At 61.0% G+C, this 16298-nt stretch carries 27 protein-coding genes; 10 read left to right on the top strand and 17 right to left on the bottom strand.

Going from position 1 to position 16298, the window contains the following annotated elements; all coding sequences use genetic code 11:
• Window positions 1-17 precede the first annotated feature (17 nt).
• The 15 genes from M3484_RS01920 to M3484_RS01845 form a co-directional block, all read right to left on the bottom strand.
• Entirely contained in the window at window positions 18-1841 is a 1824-nt protein-coding gene (locus tag M3484_RS01920) for a terminase large subunit (RefSeq protein WP_249495526.1), read from the bottom strand.
• Window positions 1825-2301 (bottom strand): P27 family phage terminase small subunit, encoded by a 477-nt coding sequence (locus M3484_RS01915; RefSeq protein WP_249495525.1) that lies wholly within the window; start codon window positions 2299-2301, stop codon window positions 1825-1827. The genes M3484_RS01920 and M3484_RS01915 overlap by 17 nt, the downstream gene beginning before the upstream one ends.
• 116 nt (window positions 2302-2417) lie before the next feature.
• Window positions 2418-2774: an HNH endonuclease signature motif containing protein gene (locus M3484_RS01910; protein ID WP_249495524.1), complete on the bottom strand. Its 357-nt coding sequence runs from the start codon at window positions 2772-2774 to the stop codon at window positions 2418-2420.
• A gap of 178 nt (window positions 2775-2952) precedes the next feature.
• Window positions 2953-3423: a transcription termination/antitermination protein NusG gene (gene nusG, locus M3484_RS23895; RefSeq protein ID WP_502942426.1), complete on the bottom strand. Its 471-nt coding sequence runs from the start codon at window positions 3421-3423 to the stop codon at window positions 2953-2955.
• Between the two features lie 140 nt (window positions 3424-3563).
• On the bottom strand, window positions 3564-4148 hold the full coding sequence (locus tag M3484_RS01895; protein ID WP_249495521.1) for a hypothetical protein: 585 nt from the start codon (window positions 4146-4148) through the stop codon (window positions 3564-3566).
• Between the two features lie 207 nt (window positions 4149-4355).
• Window positions 4356-4967 carry a hypothetical protein gene (locus tag M3484_RS01890; protein ID WP_249495520.1) on the bottom strand — a complete coding sequence of 204 codons (612 nt, stop codon included), beginning with the start codon at window positions 4965-4967 and terminating at the stop codon, window positions 4356-4358.
• Window position 4968: 1 nt separating this feature from the next.
• Window positions 4969-5412 carry a hypothetical protein gene (locus tag M3484_RS01885; RefSeq protein ID WP_249495519.1) on the bottom strand — a complete coding sequence of 148 codons (444 nt, stop codon included), beginning with the start codon at window positions 5410-5412 and terminating at the stop codon, window positions 4969-4971.
• Complete coding sequence (locus M3484_RS01880; RefSeq protein ID WP_249495518.1) at window positions 5412-5618, bottom strand: hypothetical protein; 207 nt, start codon at window positions 5616-5618, stop codon at window positions 5412-5414. The genes M3484_RS01885 and M3484_RS01880 overlap by 1 nt, the downstream gene beginning before the upstream one ends.
• The gene (locus M3484_RS01875) at window positions 5615-5878 is read right to left on the bottom strand and encodes a hypothetical protein (RefSeq protein WP_249495517.1); all 264 of its coding nucleotides are present in this window, start codon (window positions 5876-5878) and stop codon (window positions 5615-5617) included. Before M3484_RS01875 ends, M3484_RS01880 begins: the two co-directional genes overlap by 4 nt.
• Window position 5879: 1 nt before the next feature.
• Window positions 5880-6023 (bottom strand): hypothetical protein, encoded by a 144-nt coding sequence (locus M3484_RS01870; protein WP_249495516.1) that lies wholly within the window; start codon window positions 6021-6023, stop codon window positions 5880-5882.
• Window positions 6023-6754 (bottom strand): DUF7168 domain-containing protein, encoded by a 732-nt coding sequence (locus M3484_RS01865; RefSeq protein WP_249495515.1) that lies wholly within the window; start codon window positions 6752-6754, stop codon window positions 6023-6025. The genes M3484_RS01870 and M3484_RS01865 overlap by 1 nt, the downstream gene beginning before the upstream one ends.
• Window positions 6751-7947, bottom strand: coding sequence for a hypothetical protein (locus tag M3484_RS01860; protein ID WP_249495514.1), 1197 nt, complete (start codon window positions 7945-7947; stop codon window positions 6751-6753). Before M3484_RS01860 ends, M3484_RS01865 begins: the two co-directional genes overlap by 4 nt.
• A 9-nt stretch (window positions 7948-7956) precedes the next feature.
• Window positions 7957-8367 carry an HNH endonuclease gene (locus tag M3484_RS01855; protein WP_249495513.1) on the bottom strand — a complete coding sequence of 137 codons (411 nt, stop codon included), beginning with the start codon at window positions 8365-8367 and terminating at the stop codon, window positions 7957-7959.
• Window positions 8364-9068 carry a hypothetical protein gene (locus M3484_RS01850; protein ID WP_249495512.1) on the bottom strand — a complete coding sequence of 235 codons (705 nt, stop codon included), beginning with the start codon at window positions 9066-9068 and terminating at the stop codon, window positions 8364-8366. The genes M3484_RS01855 and M3484_RS01850 overlap by 4 nt, the downstream gene beginning before the upstream one ends.
• A gap of 148 nt (window positions 9069-9216) precedes the next feature.
• The gene (locus M3484_RS01845) at window positions 9217-9444 is read right to left on the bottom strand and encodes a hypothetical protein (RefSeq protein ID WP_249495511.1); all 228 of its coding nucleotides are present in this window, start codon (window positions 9442-9444) and stop codon (window positions 9217-9219) included.
• Window positions 9445-10345: 901 nt separating this feature from the next.
• Here M3484_RS01845 and M3484_RS01840 point away from each other — a divergent pair.
• The 10 genes from M3484_RS01840 (at window position 10346) to M3484_RS01795 (ending at window position 15056) form a co-directional block, all read left to right on the top strand.
• Window positions 10346-10576 (top strand): hypothetical protein, encoded by a 231-nt coding sequence (locus tag M3484_RS01840; protein ID WP_249495510.1) that lies wholly within the window; start codon window positions 10346-10348, stop codon window positions 10574-10576.
• Complete coding sequence (locus M3484_RS01835; RefSeq protein WP_249495509.1) at window positions 10573-11037, top strand: hypothetical protein; 465 nt, start codon at window positions 10573-10575, stop codon at window positions 11035-11037. Before M3484_RS01840 ends, M3484_RS01835 begins: the two co-directional genes overlap by 4 nt.
• Before the next feature lie 355 nt (window positions 11038-11392).
• Window positions 11393-11620 carry a hypothetical protein gene (locus tag M3484_RS01830; protein WP_249495508.1) on the top strand — a complete coding sequence of 76 codons (228 nt, stop codon included), beginning with the start codon at window positions 11393-11395 and terminating at the stop codon, window positions 11618-11620.
• Entirely contained in the window at window positions 11617-11811 is a 195-nt protein-coding gene (locus M3484_RS01825) for a hypothetical protein (protein WP_249495507.1), read from the top strand. Before M3484_RS01830 ends, M3484_RS01825 begins: the two co-directional genes overlap by 4 nt.
• A gap of 11 nt (window positions 11812-11822) precedes the next feature.
• The gene (locus tag M3484_RS01820; protein WP_283258262.1) at window positions 11823-12221 is read left to right on the top strand and encodes a DUF2312 domain-containing protein; all 399 of its coding nucleotides are present in this window, start codon (window positions 11823-11825) and stop codon (window positions 12219-12221) included.
• 176 nt (window positions 12222-12397) lie between these two features.
• A complete protein-coding gene (locus M3484_RS01815) occupies window positions 12398-12592 on the top strand; it encodes a hypothetical protein (protein WP_249495506.1) in 195 nt (64 codons plus the stop codon).
• The gene (locus tag M3484_RS01810; RefSeq protein WP_249495505.1) at window positions 12592-13047 is read left to right on the top strand and encodes a hypothetical protein; all 456 of its coding nucleotides are present in this window, start codon (window positions 12592-12594) and stop codon (window positions 13045-13047) included. Before M3484_RS01815 ends, M3484_RS01810 begins: the two co-directional genes overlap by 1 nt.
• Window positions 13048-13049: 2 nt before the next feature.
• A complete protein-coding gene (locus M3484_RS01805; RefSeq protein ID WP_249495504.1) occupies window positions 13050-13484 on the top strand; it encodes a DUF4326 domain-containing protein in 435 nt (144 codons plus the stop codon).
• Window positions 13477-13800: a hypothetical protein gene (locus tag M3484_RS01800; RefSeq protein WP_249495503.1), complete on the top strand. Its 324-nt coding sequence runs from the start codon at window positions 13477-13479 to the stop codon at window positions 13798-13800. Before M3484_RS01805 ends, M3484_RS01800 begins: the two co-directional genes overlap by 8 nt.
• 245 nt (window positions 13801-14045) lie before the next feature.
• The gene (locus M3484_RS01795) at window positions 14046-15056 is read left to right on the top strand and encodes a tyrosine-type recombinase/integrase (RefSeq protein ID WP_249495502.1); all 1011 of its coding nucleotides are present in this window, start codon (window positions 14046-14048) and stop codon (window positions 15054-15056) included.
• 15 nt (window positions 15057-15071) lie between these two features.
• Here the strand turns inward: M3484_RS01795 and ctrA are convergent, their stop codons facing one another.
• The gene (gene ctrA, locus M3484_RS01790; RefSeq protein WP_249495501.1) at window positions 15072-15785 is read right to left on the bottom strand and encodes a response regulator transcription factor CtrA; all 714 of its coding nucleotides are present in this window, start codon (window positions 15783-15785) and stop codon (window positions 15072-15074) included.
• A 110-nt stretch (window positions 15786-15895) separates the two neighbouring features.
• The gene (gene sciP / locus M3484_RS01785; protein ID WP_249495500.1) at window positions 15896-16174 is read right to left on the bottom strand and encodes a CtrA inhibitor SciP; all 279 of its coding nucleotides are present in this window, start codon (window positions 16172-16174) and stop codon (window positions 15896-15898) included.
• Window positions 16175-16298: the final 124 nt, after the last annotated feature.

Here is a 16298-nt window from a genome sequence, read left to right as displayed (position 1 = left end):
CATCTTGCGGAACAACTTCATGCCGAGACGAGGCTCCGGAAGAAGCTATCACGGCGCTTATTCTGCTGCTCTTTGGGCGAGCGGCACAGCGCCATGCCGGTCGCCATCGCGAGCGACACCATGCCATCGATGCGCCCGAAGGCGTTCGGCTTGTCAAACATGCGGTGCCCCGTGCGGTTCTCGGCGTAAACGACAGAGGCAGCCATGCTGTCGAGAAGAGGATTCCTGTCGATCAGGAACCGCTTGTCGTATATGCCGGCCTCCAGTTTGTTGATGCTGTCAGGCATCCAGAGGTAGATTTCCTGCTGCCCCTCGGGCAGGGATTTGTCAGTCTCGAGTATCCGTTTCTGGAAGCCCTGAGGATGGGTCTCGACAGGCAGCACCACACCGATATCGGTCAGGTGTTCTTGCATGCGCTCAAGGCCGTACTGGTCGCAGCCGATCATCTGCGGCTCAAACTCGGCGTTGAGGCGCGCGATCGCATCTGCCATCCAGGCATATTTCAGGCGCTCACCCGGCACCGCCTCCATGTGCCCGGCCCGCGCCCAGTCCTCATACGGCGTCTGGTCATGCGCCGCGCGGGTCGCAAGCGTATCCTTCGGCGTCCAGAACCATGTCTTTGCCGCGAACCGCTCAGCATCGCGCGTGGCGTCAAGCAACCAGACAAATGTCAGCGCCGAGAAGTCCCGCGTCTGGCTGAGGTCAAGGCCGCCAAAGCAGGGATAGCCCCCCTCCTTCATGGCCTTCAGGTCGACATCCCCGACGCAGGCAAGCCAGGATTCGCGCCGGATCGCCGCTGTCTGCGCCTGCGTCCATTCGCAGAAATGCAGGCGGGCGATGCCATTGCGCTTGCCTGGCATCTTCTTTGCCTGATCCACCTGGGCGGCAAGCCATTCCGTGGTGATCGTCACGTCCAGAAGCGGGTTAGCTTTGACCCAGCAGGACGGGTCTTTCTCCCAGTCGTCACCTTCATCCAGCGAGCAGACAAACGAGAATGTCTTGTCGTCCTCGACGATCCCGGCGGCCACCCGGACCGCGTGCTGATGCTCTTCCCAGCAGATCGACTTCCTGTCCGATCCGCTGTTGGTCGCCATGCAGAGCAAAGGTTGGCGGCGAAACTTGAAACCCCGCTCCAACATGTCGATGGTGTCGCGACTGGGATGCTCGTGAACCTCATCGCAGAGCGCGGCATGCGGACGCGGGCCAGACTGGCCGCCCGATTTGGCCTCATTTGCGATGGGCTTGAAGAACCGCTGCCCGCCATCCTTGCCGCGATATGACATCTGCCAGACCGGGTTCTGGCCTTGCTGCGTGATCCGGCTCGACAGCTCCGGCGACTGATCGACCATGGCAACAGCATCCTGAAACAGGATGCGCGCCTGATCCTTCTTGGCCGCAGCGGAATAGACCTCGGCTCGCGGCTCGCCATCGGCAACCATGAGATAGAGGCCAATCCCACCGAGCATCGGGCTCTTGCCGTTGCCCTTCCCCTCTTCGTCATAGAAGCGCCGGAACCGACGCAGGCCCGTCGGCTTCACTTTCCACCCGAAGAGCGATCCGACGCGGAAGGCCTGACTGGGATGCAGCACGAAGGGAATACCCTCGAACTGACCGCCGTTCAGTCGAAGGTTCCGCTCAAACCATCCGATGACCTTCTTTGCGGTGGCCACATCCCAGAGCAATCCCCGGCCCGGCCCCTCGGTCAGATCGCGCAGGTGCCGCGCCGCCGCGTCCCTGACATGCGGTCCGGCCACGATCTTGCGCGCAACCACATCCTCGGCCCAGGCAGTGACAGGATCCGCGTCGTAGCGATCACGGTCGAGGTCAGGTGAAGTCGCCATCGCCCTCCCCCGGGAAGTTGAATCCAAGCTGACCGGAAGCCCCAAGGGCACGCTCAGCCGCCGGCGTCATGCCGAAATCACTGGCCAGCGCCCTGATCTGGCGCCACGTTTCATTGAGTTGGGCGACCTCCGGGCGTGCCTTGATCTGTTCGCCATGCCGCCCCTCAGAGACATAGGTCTCCCCGACCTCTTCAATCAGGACGGTGTAAGCCTCATAGCGCTCGATGGATCGGCACAGCTGGATGAACATGAAGACGTTCACCTCGTTCAGCCGGTCCTTTGTCGGGTGGCAGAGCGCCGGCGCGAGCCGGTCGTAGATCCAGCGGACCTTGTCGACCAGCCCCTCGGGCCGAAGCTGCGCGGCGCGGGCGAGCGCGCGCTCCTGAAGATTGTGACCCTCAGCGCCATCGCCCCGCATCGGGATGACGGCGCTTTCCGCAGGCCTTCTGCCTCTTGCCATCATCAACCCCGTGGCTTTTTGTCTTCAATTCCAGCTTTGCGCACAGAAAGCTCCTACGCCCGGTCCGCTGACGTGACCCATTCAGGTTTCCCCCCACCCCCCCTGGGGGGGGCTGGTCACCGGTTGGCCGGGTGCGCCGGGTCAAGGGGCCAGCCATCCGGGCCCCGGGCGTTCGAGAAGCCACGAACCTCCTCGCGCTGCTTCACGATGTCATGGTGATCGGGGCACAGGGTCTGCCAGTTCAGCCGATCCCAGAACAACCCAAGGTCACCGCGATGCGGGACGATGTGATCCACCACAAGAAAGCGGCGCCGGTGATCTGCCTGACGCGCGCCGCCCGCTGTCAATGATCCGTCATTGGTGATGCCCGCCTGCCTGCAGTACCGGCAGATCGGCTCAGCAGAGAGATGGGCGAGCCGCGCGTTGCGCCATGCGCTGTTCTTGTAGAGGTAGGACCATTCACTCTTGCTCATGGCCACCCCGGATAAAGCAAAACGCCCGGGAGCATTTGCTCCGGGCGCTATTCAGGCGTGTCAGACAGGCGTTCAACCTATCCTCGCCGCCCAGCAGCTGGGGCGCTGTCTGCAATGGCAGAGGGCCGGTCAGCGTGAGGCTATAAGAACGCAAGATAGACGGGGTGATTCTCTCCTGTCAACGGGGCTTCAAAGGCAAAAGGTCGTCGTCCGTTGCTGAGATCAGCGTTTCGCGACCGAACATCTCGAACTTTACCACAGTTCCACCGTCCGCCTTTAGCTCGACGACCTCAGCCCGGAAACCGGTGAGCGGCCCCGCGCGGAACATGACGCCATCTCCTGACCGTAAACGAGCATCAGCCATCCGGCGCGCCCTGAGCGCGGCCTGAGCCTCACGCTGCTCCGCATCAACCTTGCGCATCGCATGGATCTTGCGAAGGCCCGGGCGCGGAAGCACACCCCATTCCCCATCTGACCGGCAAAGCGCACCGGTGATCCATGGGCAGGACATCACCTGATGGACCAGCGGCTCCCCCTTGAAGAAGGCAAAAACATATCCGGGCAGATACCTGCGATGATATTCGCGAACCACACCGCACCGACGCGTTTGCCGAGCGAGAACCGGATGGAACCCATAGACCTCACGCATCTTAAGCCAGGCCTCGACCTGATCTTCACGCTGGGGCGCAACACGAAGCGCATGCCAGCGTGACTGGCCGGGCACGAAAATCGGAGCCTTTGGGCCAGAAACGGGCACCACGTCTCCTACTCTGAAATTCCCCGACATCATCATGCCGCATCCCCTTCCGCATCCTGCGCATCCATGATGGCCGCGACCCGCGCCTCGACCAGATGATACCATTCGAGCCACTGGCGATCCGCAGGTGCCACGGTGCCGAACCGGCTTTCTGTCTCAATCCTTCCCCGGCGGCGCTTCGACGCATCAGCCTCTTCTTTCAGGGTTCTGATCACGAACCCATTCGGTGGCTGGCCAAACTTCTTGATGGAGAGGTAAAGCTCGACCGCCCACCCCTCGGCCAGCGCCTGCCGCCCGACACGGCTGCGCAGATAAGTGGTGACGAACCGGCTGTCAGAGGGCGGCGGCTCCTGAAGCTGTCGCGCCCAGTTGCAGATCACCACCTCAGACGGCCAGCGATCCTTGTGTTTGCCCTGCCCGTGCCGCTCGACCACATCAGCCAGTGCACCAAGGTTCTCGGAAGACATATAGGCCAGACGCGCGGCCAGCCCTTCCATCGTGGCTTCATGCTGCGCGACGGTCGACCCGCCGGCCCGCTTCAGCCCCCGGGCGGTCAATGGCTCGATCAGGTGCTTCCTGACCCGTTCCTTGCCTGCCTTCAGTGCATCGCTTTCCATCTCTGCCCCCTTTCTTTTCTCAGCCTGCTACCTGTCCACCCTCACCGCTCTGGTTTTGGTCTAAGGTTTTAATTTCTCTCTCATCTCTTCTCAGTCCGGAAAGTTTTGGGGCTTTAAAAACGGGCGTGCCCGCCCGATCAGCTGAAAACCTTCCGCAATCCTTCCAAAAACTTTCCGGCGGAAACTTTTGGGAAGCTTTCTCAACGCTCACACGAAGGTTTCCAGCGCCTCCATCGCGGCCCGGACCCGCGAGATAGTGCGGGTTCCTGCCCCATCACTGTTCTCGATGAGGAACTGATCCAGACGCAGCACATAGCCCTGATCGCCAGCCATGCGCTGCGACCCGCCCGCACGGACTATTTTGTCCGGCAAGTCTTTGAGCCTTTTGCGTTCGCGGTCCTGCTCGCGCTTTTCCTCTGCCACGACGCTGGACCGGGCCGCACCCTTCGTCACCTCAAGAAGCTTCGGGTGATAAAGGCGCACCCGATTGTCACTGCAGATGCACCTATGCCAGCCATAGAGCGGGTTGATCGGACGCTCCATCAGCCGCATCCAGTCCTCGAGTGACACCCGCGCAATCCACGCCAGATCCTTTGGCGCGACCGGCAGCGTCCCGACCGGATCCTCATCCTGAGCGCCGCTCAGAAGATCAAACCATACGGCCCGCACCTCGCGGTCTGCATCGCGGCGGAAGTCACTGGTGCGCCACCAGGAATGGTGGAACTGAAACCAGCCATGGCTTTCCAGCCGGACACCGACCGGGATCGGGTATTTGAACAGTGCGGCGGAATCGACCGGTGCAAATTGTGCGGCGATCATTTCAAACCCCTCCTGTTCCGGCACGGATGAACTGAGCCCGTGCGGCATGAGCGGCGCGCTCGGCAACAGCGGTTTCAGCCATAGCGCGCCCCAGCTCTGCCTCCCAAAACTGGGCAAGCGTCATGGTGGCGACCCACCCTCTTCCGCGCGAGGCAAGACCCAGGCGCCCGGCAACATAGGGAAGGCTGGATCTGTGCATCCCCATGAACCCTGCGATCTCCGCCATGGACACGCCCGCCTGGTACATCCTCGAAAACAGGCCCTGATCCAGCTTCAGCTTCGGGCCAAGCTTGCGAGGCGGCAGACCCAGCCGGGACGCGATATCCTGCAGACCTCGCTCAGTGCGGCCTATTGCGGCCCCGACCTGACGATTTGTCAGCCGATCATCGGCCCAGATTTCGCGCAATGCGGCGATGCTGAAGCGCGGGCAATGTGCGTATGCCATCACTCTCCCTCGTCCTGAGGGGTGGCGCTATCGGTGTTATCCGCACAGCCGATGAAGAGGCGCATCGCAACCAGATATGCCGCAGCCTCCGCACCCGCATCAATCCGCATAGGATGGTGAGGAGGAAGCGCCTTCGCCTCACGAAGGCGCTTCCGAGCGGCGGCTTGCAGAAATTCAGCCGCGCGGAATTGTTCGCCTCGGGTCATGTCCCCCTCCCCTTGTCCTGAGAGGCGGCGCGGGCTTCGCGCCCCATGACGATGTTGCGCAGGGCAACGCCATCGAGATTGAGGAGCCTGCAGAACGCCTGATAGGCATCTGCGGCCCGAACCCCTCCAAACATCTCGCGATCATGCTCTGCCCAGACGAGGAAGGACGCGGCATCAATGATGTCGTCCGTCAGCGCGGCCTTATCATAGGCGTCAGTCCGGCCGCCCGGGGTGATGTAGCGATCCGCAACCTGCCCCATGTCACTCGCCCTCCCTGTGAGGGGTGGCGCGGGCGATCATGCGACCCAGGGCGGCAGGCCATGCCATGGAACGCCAGAACCCCCAGCCAGCATCATTGCAGCCATAGGCTATGCCGACGTAAATCCAGATCCAGATGCTATCCATCACTCCCTCCCTTCCTGAGAGAGAGCGGAGGGCGGGGGTTCGGCTTCAATCGGACGGACCAGCTGTAAAGACTTGCTGGCTTGCAGCCCGCTCAAGAGCGCCATGAGATCCGGCTCTTTTCCTGCCCTGGAGCGCTCTTTGCGCAACATCGGGCGCGTCTCCGCCAGATAATCAGCGACTAAAGCATCCTTCAGGACAACAATATCGGTGCCGCCCTTCTTCTCTGCCGCGCGCTTCCTATCCGCTTCGCGCTCACGCGTGAGGGTTATCATGCGCTGCGCCACCCCGTGCCCAAACCCAGTCATGAATGACTGCCTATAGAATGGCCGGGGTGCAGACATGAAATTGCGTGTCCAGTGGGCGCGATATGCCCTTTCGGAAGCTCCCTCAATCAGCTCGCAGAGGTAGATCGCAAAGGCCACATCGTCTGGCTGGCCGACCCAGATATTTGCGCCGCGCCGCACAAGCGCAGTGCATTCGGTCAGGAGGCCAATCGCTGCCGCCGCCGCGTCAAGTGCGGGGTGCTTCTTCGCCCGCCCGTCATTGTGCGTGGCCTCAGAAACGCCCCCAGTGCCACGCTGCCGCAGTTCCGCTTCCGTGAGTTGATTTTCGGCAATGATCTTGGCGGCAATCCGCGCCGCTGCGGCGGCTTCCCCCTCGGACGAGGCGCTATCCCCCGCCCTGGCGCGCAAGTTCCTGACCTTGGCGATAATGTCCGCTCTGTCGCTCACTTCGTCTCCTCCCCTTGGGGGAGAGAGGCGGGCATATCCGGGTGCGGTGTGAAATGGGTGTGATAGCCCGGCCAGTCGCTGCAATTCGGCGATCCGATCCACGCTGGCTCGCCGGCCCATTCGGTGCCGGTCCATGACCACCAGACGCAATAGCCCATATCCTCGTGCCATTCGTCAGCCGATCGCGCACTCCCCTGCCACCCGTCACCCGGCTGGAGGGCGGCGCGCAGCTCGCGCCACAGGTTGCCGCCGGCACAATCATCGCCATCGACAAAGATCGCCGCAGCGTCCATCTGCTCCACCAGCGCCCTCACCTTCCCGGCGCCGCCCTTGTGACAGGCGTGACAGCATGCCTTCCCGCCGGTCGCGCCGATCCAGTCAGCATGGTCCGGGCCGGTATCGTCCTGACCGAAGCAGTAATGCCCTGCGGTGCCGCAGGTCGCGCAATGGCCCGCCTCACGGGCGGCCTCCGCCTTCTCGGCGCGGGCCTGTTCGGCGGAGCAGGCATCGAAAAGCTGGTTATAGGTGCGCTTGAGTGTGGCGATTTCCTCCCGTGCCGCATCGCGCTCCACCTGCGTCATCCGATATGCGTTCGTGGCATCGATCAAACGCATTTCCGTAGTGCGCAGCCGATCATCGCTCGCGGCCAGCAAGGCTTGCAGCTTCTCCCCCCGCAGATCAGCGGGTTGAGGGGGGAGAGAGGCGACACGATCAGGCGCGGCGTCGAGATCACTGCCGCCAGAGAGCCATGCAAGATCAAGAAAAAGGAGGCGTGCGAGTTCACGGCGTCGCTCGGTCTCACCGAAGTTCAGGCCGGCGGCGGATGGATGGTTGCCGTGCTTCAGCTTGAGCCAGTCATAGCACTCCTGCAACAACTCGCCTGCCGCGTCATACCAGATCGAAATCAGGTGGCGCGGGATGCTGATCGCATCGCCCTCGGGCGTGGCGGGGGGGGCACCATATCGGCGCGCAGACATGCGATCCGTTACCGCGCCCTGATCTGCAACCACGTCTGGAACGGCGGGCGCAGCACCAGCCCCACCCTCAGCCCGTCCGGCCGAGGACGCCGCAGCGGCGAGCGCCCCAGGGTGGTGGCCGGGGATGGCGGAGGCCCCGACAGCACCGCCCGCGCAGCCCTGCCCCCGCGCAGCGAGATCCGCAGCGCCTGCGTCATTATCCTGAGATCCGGTCATATCGGCCCCCTATTGCCTGGTCACGGGCAGACGGGTGGCCCGGTCGAGGACCTCCCCGCCCGGCATCTTGATGAAGCGCTCATTGAGCCAGCCGCCGACCGGGCGACTTGACTTCGGCTTGAGATTGAGATGTTTGCCGCGAACCCGGGCGACCTTCGCCTTGAGCGCCACATCGGCGGCGGTCTTTTGGCTGTGACACGGGCCGCAAAGAGCCTGCAGGTTGCTCTCGCGGTTCTCGCCCAGATTGATCAGGGCCGTGATGTGATCGAACTCCGGCCGCAGCCGCGCGCTGAAAGCGTTGCGGCAGTTGGCGCAGCAGTCTCCCTGAGAGGCCAGAACCCGGGATTTGACCCAGGACGGCACAGCCGTGTCAGGTGTCTTACCTATCCATTCCGGGCGCTTGCGGGCGGTATGGCTCATATCAGCACCGCCCCAGCATCGAACGGCGCAGCCACGCCCTCCTCGACTGGATAATCGTCGGCCCGCTCCAGATTACTGCGGCAGGGTGCGATCCAGCGAAACCGGGTCACAGATCCCTGAAACTGCGCGCGCCAGACAATCCAGCAATAGGCTGTGGCAGTTGTGCCGCCCAGGCCTGCCAGTTTGCCGCGATGCATCGGCACCCGTTCGGTGAACTGAAGGATATCCGATGGGGGAATGACCGAGAACAGATCGCGGTATCGGCCAATGCCCTCCAGGAAGGCGCTGCGCACGATGACCGCGATACCGTGGCGGCTGGTGCGCAGGCCGCGCTGGATGAACTGTTCGGCCAAACGGAAAGGCGGGTTCATCACGGTCCAGTCAACCAGATCAGGATCTGGCCCGAACAGATAATCCCGCACCGGGAAGCCAGCGCCATAGTCATGCACATCAGCGGCATCGACTGTCGCGAAATGCTCTCGCAGCACCCGCACCATGTGGCCCCTGTTGGCGCAGGGCTCGCGAGCGGCCAGTACCAAAGGGTGATCCTCAGCACACTCAGCGGACATCTTGAGCCACTCACACAGGGCGCGCGTTGCCCAAGGAGGTGTCGGGAAATCGTCGAGGCTGTCATGTGGCTCGACCCGGCGCTGCATGACAGCCGTCGAGACGTTCTGCCCCTTGGGCGCAGCGGCGGTCATCGCCCTGCCCTCCGGCGCTCAATTTCTCTGGTCAAAAACTTTTGCAGCGGGATCAGCCAGCAGGCTGTCTCCCTCGGGATGAAGGCAATCCCGGTCAGCGTGATGATCACGCCGCTCACGACGATGCGGATTGCCCCCAGAGCCCAGATCATCCCCGGCCCTCCAGAAAGTCCTGGAACGGGCGACCGGCCAACGCGACTACATCTCCAGATGGCCGGTTGACGCCCTGCCACCAGTTCAGCGCGGTCTGATACCGGACCCCGAACGCGACCGAGACCTCCTCGGGGTTGCGGTAGTTCTCATGAAGAAAATCCGCCCAGAAACCAGCAAACCGCGCGCGGAAAGCACGCGGCTCAAAAACTTTTGACCATGACATTTGAGTGGGTCCTTCCCCATGTTGAACGCATGACAGGCGATCAACGTGGTTTGGCTGGGAAAGGGACGAGGGCGCTGCGTGCTTCATCACGCAGCGCCTTTGGTTTCAGACGAAGCCGCATCAAGTGCATCAGCGAACGCTACAATGCGCTCCGCAACAATGAGGGTGCAGCTTTTGCCCGCTTTAAGTCGCGCATACAGCCTGCTGTTGCCTACTGCTCGAGCGGTCACGGTTGCCGGAGCAATCCGATGACGCTCTGCGCAGGTTTCTATGCAAGTGATGAGATCGTTGCTGGTCATACGCCAGATATAGGGACATTAGTCCCCATTCTGTCAAGGGACATTCGTCACCATTCACGCGATGCCCTCCTACCGCTACTCTCGCTGTCATGAGAGATTTTTGGGACGCCCTTGCGGATGCCATGAAGGCTGGTGGTCGCACCCTTCGCAGTATATGCGAGGGCGCAGGTGTCGATTATGATCGAGTAAAGAAAGCAAGATCTCGAAAGAGCAAGGTTGAGGTGTCGGACGCCATCCTCATCTCTCGTGAGCTCGGCTACTCCCTCGAAGAACTGCTTTCCGCGCCCCAGATCGAAGACCGAGCTGAGATAGTTCGGATATACAAATCTCTACCACCGAGAGTAATTCGGATGCTGAAAGCTGGCGAAGGTGATCTCTCGGATCCCGACCCACCTGCATCACCTCCAACTCCCTCATAACCGATAGAACCAGATCAATTTTCGAACCCATCTCTGCCCCCATGCCCGCAATCTGAAGATGCTGCCCGCACAATCCAGAGGTGATCAAGGGCCGGAAAACAAAAGATGTTTTTCACTTAAAAACTGATCCGCCGCATTGAATTTGATCACAAACGGACCATGGACAACCAGCGGAGACAGTGAATGACCCGCACACCAGAAGAGAAGATTTCCGACCTGAAATCCGAGTTGATCGAGGCGCAGGACGCCGGCGCTTCGCTGGTCGTGACAGCGATCACCGCCATGCAGGCCACGCCCGAACAGCGACAGGCTATCGCGGTCGCGCTGGAGCAAATTGCAGACGGCCGCCACCGGAGCCGGGTGACGGCAATCATCGCACGGAAGGTGGCGGAGAGATTGAGAGGAGAGGGATGAACTGGCCGGATTGGCTCTCCGAGGCGCGACTTGCGCTCATTATTTCCACGATGTCATTCCTCGCCGCATCCGTCGCGGCGTTTTTTACGTGGCGCCAAAGCGCCCACGCAAAAGCAGCATTGAAACGCAAAGAGCTCGCGATCGCTCCTTACATTACCCGAAAACCAACAGATGATGGCCTGCGCTATGTTCGCATCAGCATCCGAAATCTTGAGCCTCACGAAGCACGACTGACGGAAATTCGAAGCAAGAAAAGAGCCACTCTGATCAAGATGGACCCTCGCAAACACCAAATTTCCAGCGAGAACGACTTCGGCAGAGAGCGCCCGGTCAACATCCGCGTTATGCCGTCACCAGACCAAGCGGCAGGAGGCATGGCTGTGTATCTCATCGCCAACGCCGAGCTTGAAACCAAAGATTTGGAGTTTTCCTGGCATTGGGTTGACGGAACCAAACGTTAGTATGTTTTTAACTCAGCCGAAATTGCGAGCACCATCGCAACCACGGACAGCGCGAACGCTATCATATTAAGCCACCACACACGCCTCATCACGCGGCGACTGTATTCAAGCCTATCGCTATGCGACATGGCATCCATCCTTCGCTCAAACCGCGACTTCCTTGCCATAGGCCCTCCCCAGCTCGCACCCCGGCGGGCTTTTTGCTGTCCGCCAGCGGAGTGCTGGCAGGGTGATTCTTGCCACTGTGGAGATGGTGGCGCAATGAAAAAGGGACAGTAGTCCCCATTATAATATTGACAGGGACAAACGTCCCCTTGATAAACTCACCCCATCGCAACCCGATGGAGGCCACGCCGTGCCCAGCTATCGCCCTTCCCAGATCGAGGCCGCAAGGCGCATGCTGGCGCAGCCCGACCCCTCGCTCTCTCCCGCTGAACAGGCCTTTCGGGAGCGCAAGGCGCGCCACGTCCTGAAATCCATCGAGATCGCCCGCGACCACACCGTGGTCCGGGTGCCGCGCTGCGTCTTTGAGGCCGGTCTGAACAACCGTCGCCTCGACCAGCACCCCGGCGGTGCCGCGTGATCCCCCGCGCCAGCTACGCCACGCCACTTGCGCGCTACATGCGCCGCCGCAGCCTCCTGCTGCATTTTGAAGGCCTGACCGCGATCGCAGCGGTGATTGCCCTCGCCACTGGTGGTGCGGTGATCGCGCGCAGCGTGATCATCGCCCTTCTCAACCACAACTTCCCCGGCACCCCGCCGGGATGCTGCTGAAAGGATCCGACATGGACGGCGATACGCGCATGACCATCCGGGCTGGCGGAGAGGAAATCCAAACGACGATGGGCGCCGTGGCCGGGATCAACAAGGCCCTCGACAAGGTCGCCAGGAAATCGAAGCGCACACCAATGAAGGAAACCGAGGCCGACAAGAAGGTGACCAGTGACGCCTTCAGTGTCACCGGTGACGAACTCCGCCAGCTGATCGAGCGCATCGAGCAGTTCGAGGCCGAGAAGAAGGACATCAGCGAGCAGCTGAAAGAGGTCTACGCCGAGGCCAAGGGGCGCGGCTTCGACACCAAGGCCCTGCGCAAGATCGTGTCGCTTCGCAAACAGGATCCCGATGAGCGTCAGGAGGCCGAGGCAATCCTCGAGGTCTATATGACCGCGCTCGGGATGAGCTGACCAGTTTCGCAGGCGCGAGCGGCATGCCTGCCCCGCGTCTACTTCCCCCGGTGGCGCTCTGCCAGGTGACCACCGGGGTTTCTACCCCGACCGGGGCGGCGGGTAATCCGCCCCAACCTCCCTGTTGGACTTCTCCCGGCCAGATCGAAGGCCGGGAGCCTTTTCCAGGAACCGATATGACCCTGCATTGCGATAAAACCGGCCGCCACTGGCCCTGCGACAGCTTCTCGCAGGCGGTGCGTATGGCCCCAAACCTTGGCCTGACCGACTGGACATGGTGCCAGGGCGATACCACCCCTGCGACCATGCGCGAGACCGTCTCTGAAATGCGCGCCCGCCCGCGCCATCCTGTGACGCGGGGGATCGAGTGATGCTGGACCAATCTCCGCGTCTAGCCTGCCGCCCGGGCCGCGAACCCGATTTCATCATCGGAACAGCCGACAGCCCCTACATGCTTCGCTGGTGGATGATCCCGCGCAATGACGTCTTCAACGTCTATTACCACCGCATTTTGCGCGATGATGACGACCGCGCCCTGCACGATCACCCCTGGCCGAGCTTCTCGGTGATGATCCTCGGCCAGTTGCGCGAGATCACACCGGACGGGCCTCGCATCATCCGCGCAGGGGAATGCGTTTACCGCGGTCCCGATTTCGCACACAGGCTCGAGTTGATCGACAACCAGCCCTGCGAGACGCTGTTCATCACCGGCCCGAAGGTTCGCGAATGGGGCTTCCATTGCCCCAAGGGCTGGGTCCACTGGCAGGATTTCGTCGCGCCGGTCGAGCATGGCCAAATTGGTCGCGGCTGCGGTGAGATGGGCTGATCATGCGTGACCATACCCCCTCCTCCCGCATCCAGCTGTCGCGCGCCAAAGGCTCGCGCTTGCCGGCAAATACCGTGCGCTGCGACCGATCCACCATATTCGGCAACCCATGGGTGCCGGGAGAGAACGGTGGTCTGCGCCTGCCAAACGGATCGCTGCAGGGCAAAATGGACTGGTACCCGCCGATCCCCACGACCGAGATCCTCACGGTCGAGCGCGCAGTAGCGCTTCACGCCGAATGGCTCCTCACCGAGAACCCGTCTCTGCCGGCTGGCCTGAGCGACACCGATGTGACCCGCTGCATTGACGCCATCGAAGAGCTGCGCATCGCTGTGCTGGAGCGCCTGCCCGCCCTGCGCGGTCATAGCTTCGCCTGCTGGTGCAAGCCGGGATCGCCCTGCCATGCCGAAACGCTGATGGAGATCGCCAATGGGTGAGCTTACGGCGCCTCACACCTGCAAAGGCAGCCTCGCCATAGCCGAGGAGACCATTGAAGCCTGCTGGGACGATCCTGCCTCAGCAGCGCAGGTTCTCGCCTTTGCCGCGATCATTGCAGCGCTGAAAGCCGGCATCACCATCGGTGAACTCGCCCAGCACGTCATCCGCATGGAGGAAGCCGCCCGCGTTCTGACCGGCACACGCCAGCTCGCGAAGCCGGCGCCGAATTGCGCGCGCTGCGAGGACACGCGGTTTCTGGATAGCCACGTGATCCTCGAGCAGTGCCCGGACTGCAATCCGGAGATCCCGAAATGACCCGGGCCAACTGCGCCCATCTGATGGTGAGGGAGGAAGCGGCATGACCGCGATGCGAGGCAATGGAGGCGATTCGTGATGGGAGAAGCGCGATCACTTATCCGTGCGCTAGACCTCCGCAAGGCGGTGCCCGAGTGGATTGCTCTTGGCTGCAGAGTGAAGATCGGACCTGATGGCACTGTCGATGTCTCACCGCCAATGGAGAACCGCGATGACGCAGATCTGATTGACTGGAAGAGACCACGATGACGAAGAGAGATCTGCCCGCACACTGCTATCGCAAGGGCAAGCGCGGATACATCTATTTTGTCCGAGGGAAGCTCTGTCAAAGGATTAAGAGTTCGCCCGGAACTGCTGATTTTGCAGTAGAATATGCCACTCTTATGAAGGGCAGAGTGCAGCCTGCTGGCAAAACGATTTCTAAACTGATCGAGCACTATCGTACTTCGCCGAGATGGGCGAAGCTGGCCCGAAACACGCGGATCGGCTATGAACGGAATCTAGCTTATTTCGACGAGGTCGCCGGACGGATCGACCCGAGCACTCTGCGCCGGGTTCACATTAATCAGATGCGCGATGCCCTTGCTGACCGCCCCACAGATGCCAATCGTAAAATCAGCACCCTTTCCGTTCTTTTTGAGCACGGCATTGATATCGGCTGGTTGACTGCGAACCCGGCAAAAGGTGTGAGAAAACTGGATCCGACCGGAAGGCAGCGTCAACCTTGGCCGACAGACATGATCGAGGCATTTCGCGAGGCAGCAAATCCGCGAACTCTTCTCCTATTCGAGCTCTTGATCGGCACCGGGCAGCGTATCACGGACGTTCTGTCCCTGCGCTGGTCCGATCTGGACAGCGACGGCTTCACCTTAACGCAAGGGAAGACGAAGACCCGGCTATACATTCCACTCACCGACCGCTTGCGCGCCATCCTTGCTGCTACACCACGCCGCGCACTGTTCATCGTGGCGCAGGATAACGGGAATCGCGTTGGCTATAACCTGGCATGGAAAGACGTGATGGCGACCCGCCGGGCTGTTGGGGCGGAAGCATACGACATCCACGGCTTGCGCTATACAGCCGCCAGCGAAATCGCATCCATCCCTGGCATGACATCTGAGCACGTGAAAGCGATCACAGGTCACGCCGAGGCGGCCATGGTGCGCCTATATGCAGGTCCGGCCATGCAGAAAGCACGGGCGGCAGAGGCCCAAAAAGCGCGCGGGAACGGAACGAATACGAAACATGAAAGTTGAAACGGCTTTGAAACGCTAAGCGAGCTCGACGAGCCGCTCTGCGCCCATCGCTTTGGATGGATCTCGCATCACGTGACCCTTCCCCCAGATAGTTTCTATGTAATTACAACCACCTGTTGCCTCTGACAGCTTCTTCCGCAACTTGCATATGAAGACATCAACGATCTTCTCTTCCGGCACATTCGCATGCCCATAAAGATGCTTAAGGAACATCTCTTTTGTCAGAGTGGTTCCCTTGCGCAACGAAAGCAGCTCAAGCATCTGGTATTCCTTGCCGGTCAGATGAACGGCTTTGCCTTCGGATTCAACGGTTTTGGCATCGAGATTAACCGTGATCAGGCCCGTCCGGATTGTGGACTGACTATGTCCTTTTGAGCGGCGGATGATCGCATGGATCCGTGCCACCAGTTCTTCGCGATGGAAAGGTTTGGTCAGATAATCATCGGCGCCAAAGCCAAACCCCCTGAGTTTGCTTTCGGTATCGTCCGATCCGGACAGGATCAGGATAGGCGTTTCCACCCGCGCGAGCCTGATCTGGCGAAGAACCTCATGCCCGCTCATATCGGGCAGATTGAGATCAAGCAGGATCAGATCGTAATCATAAAGTCGGGCGAGATCTATCCCATCCTCGCCCATATCGGTGCAATAGACATTCAGGTTGGCATGGGTCAACATCAGTTCGATACTGCGCGATGTTGTTGGATCGTCTTCGACAAGTAAAATACGCATATGAAATCTCCGGTCCGGGCTGTCAGGTCATTTTCGTTAACGACACTCGCATCCCCTGGTTAATGCATGGTTACCACGCACAGAGTGCCAGAGAGAAATTCCAATACAATCTAAAGTTGTCTGAATTTTTGAATAGACGTCACTTTCAGCGCCTTCTCTCCGTGTTTTTCCACAGCGTCACACCAAAGCCGGAATTCCTCTTCCGACAGAGAATATCGCTCCCGTGCCTCTTCGGCAGTGATCAGCCCATGTGCCACAGCCCGCACAACCGTCGCCTTACGGCTGGCAACCCAGCGTCGCGTCTCTGGAGCAGGCAGATCCGCCCGGGTCAGGACTGAGCCGTCAGGAAGCGTCACCTGCCTCGGGCCGTGAACTCGTCTGAGATACATCGCAGTTTCCGTTCGCTGTCTGGTTCAGCCAGATTTGACCACTTACGCTTAAACATTGCTGAACCCGCACCTTGAGAGTAGGAAAGATTTTCATATATTCCGGGCTAATCCGGAACTGTTCCCC

Source organism: Pseudomonas sp. GX19020 (assembly GCF_023371075.1).
Lineage (GTDB): Bacteria > Pseudomonadota > Alphaproteobacteria > Rhodobacterales > Rhodobacteraceae > Pseudogemmobacter.
Note: the sequence above shows the minus strand (reverse complement) of the source record. Positions and strands in the feature narration are given on the sequence as shown.

What these genes read in the sequence shown, in the direction of transcription:
- ctrA (WP_249495501.1), bottom strand. Translation starts at nt 15,785, where the DNA reads ATGCGTATTTTACTTGTCGAAGACGATCCAACAACATCGCGCAGTATC.
- M3484_RS01890 (WP_249495520.1), bottom strand. Translation starts at nt 4,967, where the DNA reads ATGATCGCCGCACAATTTGCACCGGTCGATTCCGCCGCACTGTTCAAA.
- M3484_RS01805 (WP_249495504.1), top strand. Translation starts at nt 13,050, where the DNA reads ATGCGTGACCATACCCCCTCCTCCCGCATCCAGCTGTCGCGCGCCAAA.
- M3484_RS01920 (WP_249495526.1), bottom strand. Translation starts at nt 1,841, where the DNA reads ATGGCGACTTCACCTGACCTCGACCGTGATCGCTACGACGCGGATCCT.
- M3484_RS01885 (WP_249495519.1), bottom strand. Translation starts at nt 5,412, where the DNA reads ATGGCATACGCACATTGCCCGCGCTTCAGCATCGCCGCATTGCGCGAA.
- M3484_RS01875 (WP_249495517.1), bottom strand. Translation starts at nt 5,878, where the DNA reads ATGGGGCAGGTTGCGGATCGCTACATCACCCCGGGCGGCCGGACTGAC.
- nusG (WP_502942426.1), bottom strand. Translation starts at nt 3,423, where the DNA reads ATGCGTGAGGTCTATGGGTTCCATCCGGTTCTCGCTCGGCAAACGCGT.
- M3484_RS01870 (WP_249495516.1), bottom strand. Translation starts at nt 6,023, where the DNA reads ATGGATAGCATCTGGATCTGGATTTACGTCGGCATAGCCTATGGCTGC.
- M3484_RS01860 (WP_249495514.1), bottom strand. Translation starts at nt 7,947, where the DNA reads ATGACCGGATCTCAGGATAATGACGCAGGCGCTGCGGATCTCGCTGCG.
- M3484_RS01855 (WP_249495513.1), bottom strand. Translation starts at nt 8,367, where the DNA reads ATGAGCCATACCGCCCGCAAGCGCCCGGAATGGATAGGTAAGACACCT.
- M3484_RS01895 (WP_249495521.1), bottom strand. Translation starts at nt 4,148, where the DNA reads ATGGAAAGCGATGCACTGAAGGCAGGCAAGGAACGGGTCAGGAAGCAC.
- M3484_RS01815 (WP_249495506.1), top strand. Translation starts at nt 12,398, where the DNA reads ATGACCCTGCATTGCGATAAAACCGGCCGCCACTGGCCCTGCGACAGC.
- M3484_RS01880 (WP_249495518.1), bottom strand. Translation starts at nt 5,618, where the DNA reads ATGACCCGAGGCGAACAATTCCGCGCGGCTGAATTTCTGCAAGCCGCC.
- M3484_RS01840 (WP_249495510.1), top strand. Translation starts at nt 10,346, where the DNA reads ATGACCCGCACACCAGAAGAGAAGATTTCCGACCTGAAATCCGAGTTG.
- M3484_RS01845 (WP_249495511.1), bottom strand. Translation starts at nt 9,444, where the DNA reads ATGTCATGGTCAAAAGTTTTTGAGCCGCGTGCTTTCCGCGCGCGGTTT.
- M3484_RS01850 (WP_249495512.1), bottom strand. Translation starts at nt 9,068, where the DNA reads ATGACCGCCGCTGCGCCCAAGGGGCAGAACGTCTCGACGGCTGTCATG.
- M3484_RS01795 (WP_249495502.1), top strand. Translation starts at nt 14,046, where the DNA reads ATGACGAAGAGAGATCTGCCCGCACACTGCTATCGCAAGGGCAAGCGC.
- M3484_RS01835 (WP_249495509.1), top strand. Translation starts at nt 10,573, where the DNA reads ATGAACTGGCCGGATTGGCTCTCCGAGGCGCGACTTGCGCTCATTATT.
- sciP (WP_249495500.1), bottom strand. Translation starts at nt 16,174, where the DNA reads ATGTATCTCAGACGAGTTCACGGCCCGAGGCAGGTGACGCTTCCTGAC.
- M3484_RS01915 (WP_249495525.1), bottom strand. Translation starts at nt 2,301, where the DNA reads ATGGCAAGAGGCAGAAGGCCTGCGGAAAGCGCCGTCATCCCGATGCGG.
- M3484_RS01820 (WP_283258262.1), top strand. Translation starts at nt 11,823, where the DNA reads ATGGACGGCGATACGCGCATGACCATCCGGGCTGGCGGAGAGGAAATC.
- M3484_RS01810 (WP_249495505.1), top strand. Translation starts at nt 12,592, where the DNA reads ATGCTGGACCAATCTCCGCGTCTAGCCTGCCGCCCGGGCCGCGAACCC.
- M3484_RS01910 (WP_249495524.1), bottom strand. Translation starts at nt 2,774, where the DNA reads ATGAGCAAGAGTGAATGGTCCTACCTCTACAAGAACAGCGCATGGCGC.
- M3484_RS01800 (WP_249495503.1), top strand. Translation starts at nt 13,477, where the DNA reads ATGGGTGAGCTTACGGCGCCTCACACCTGCAAAGGCAGCCTCGCCATA.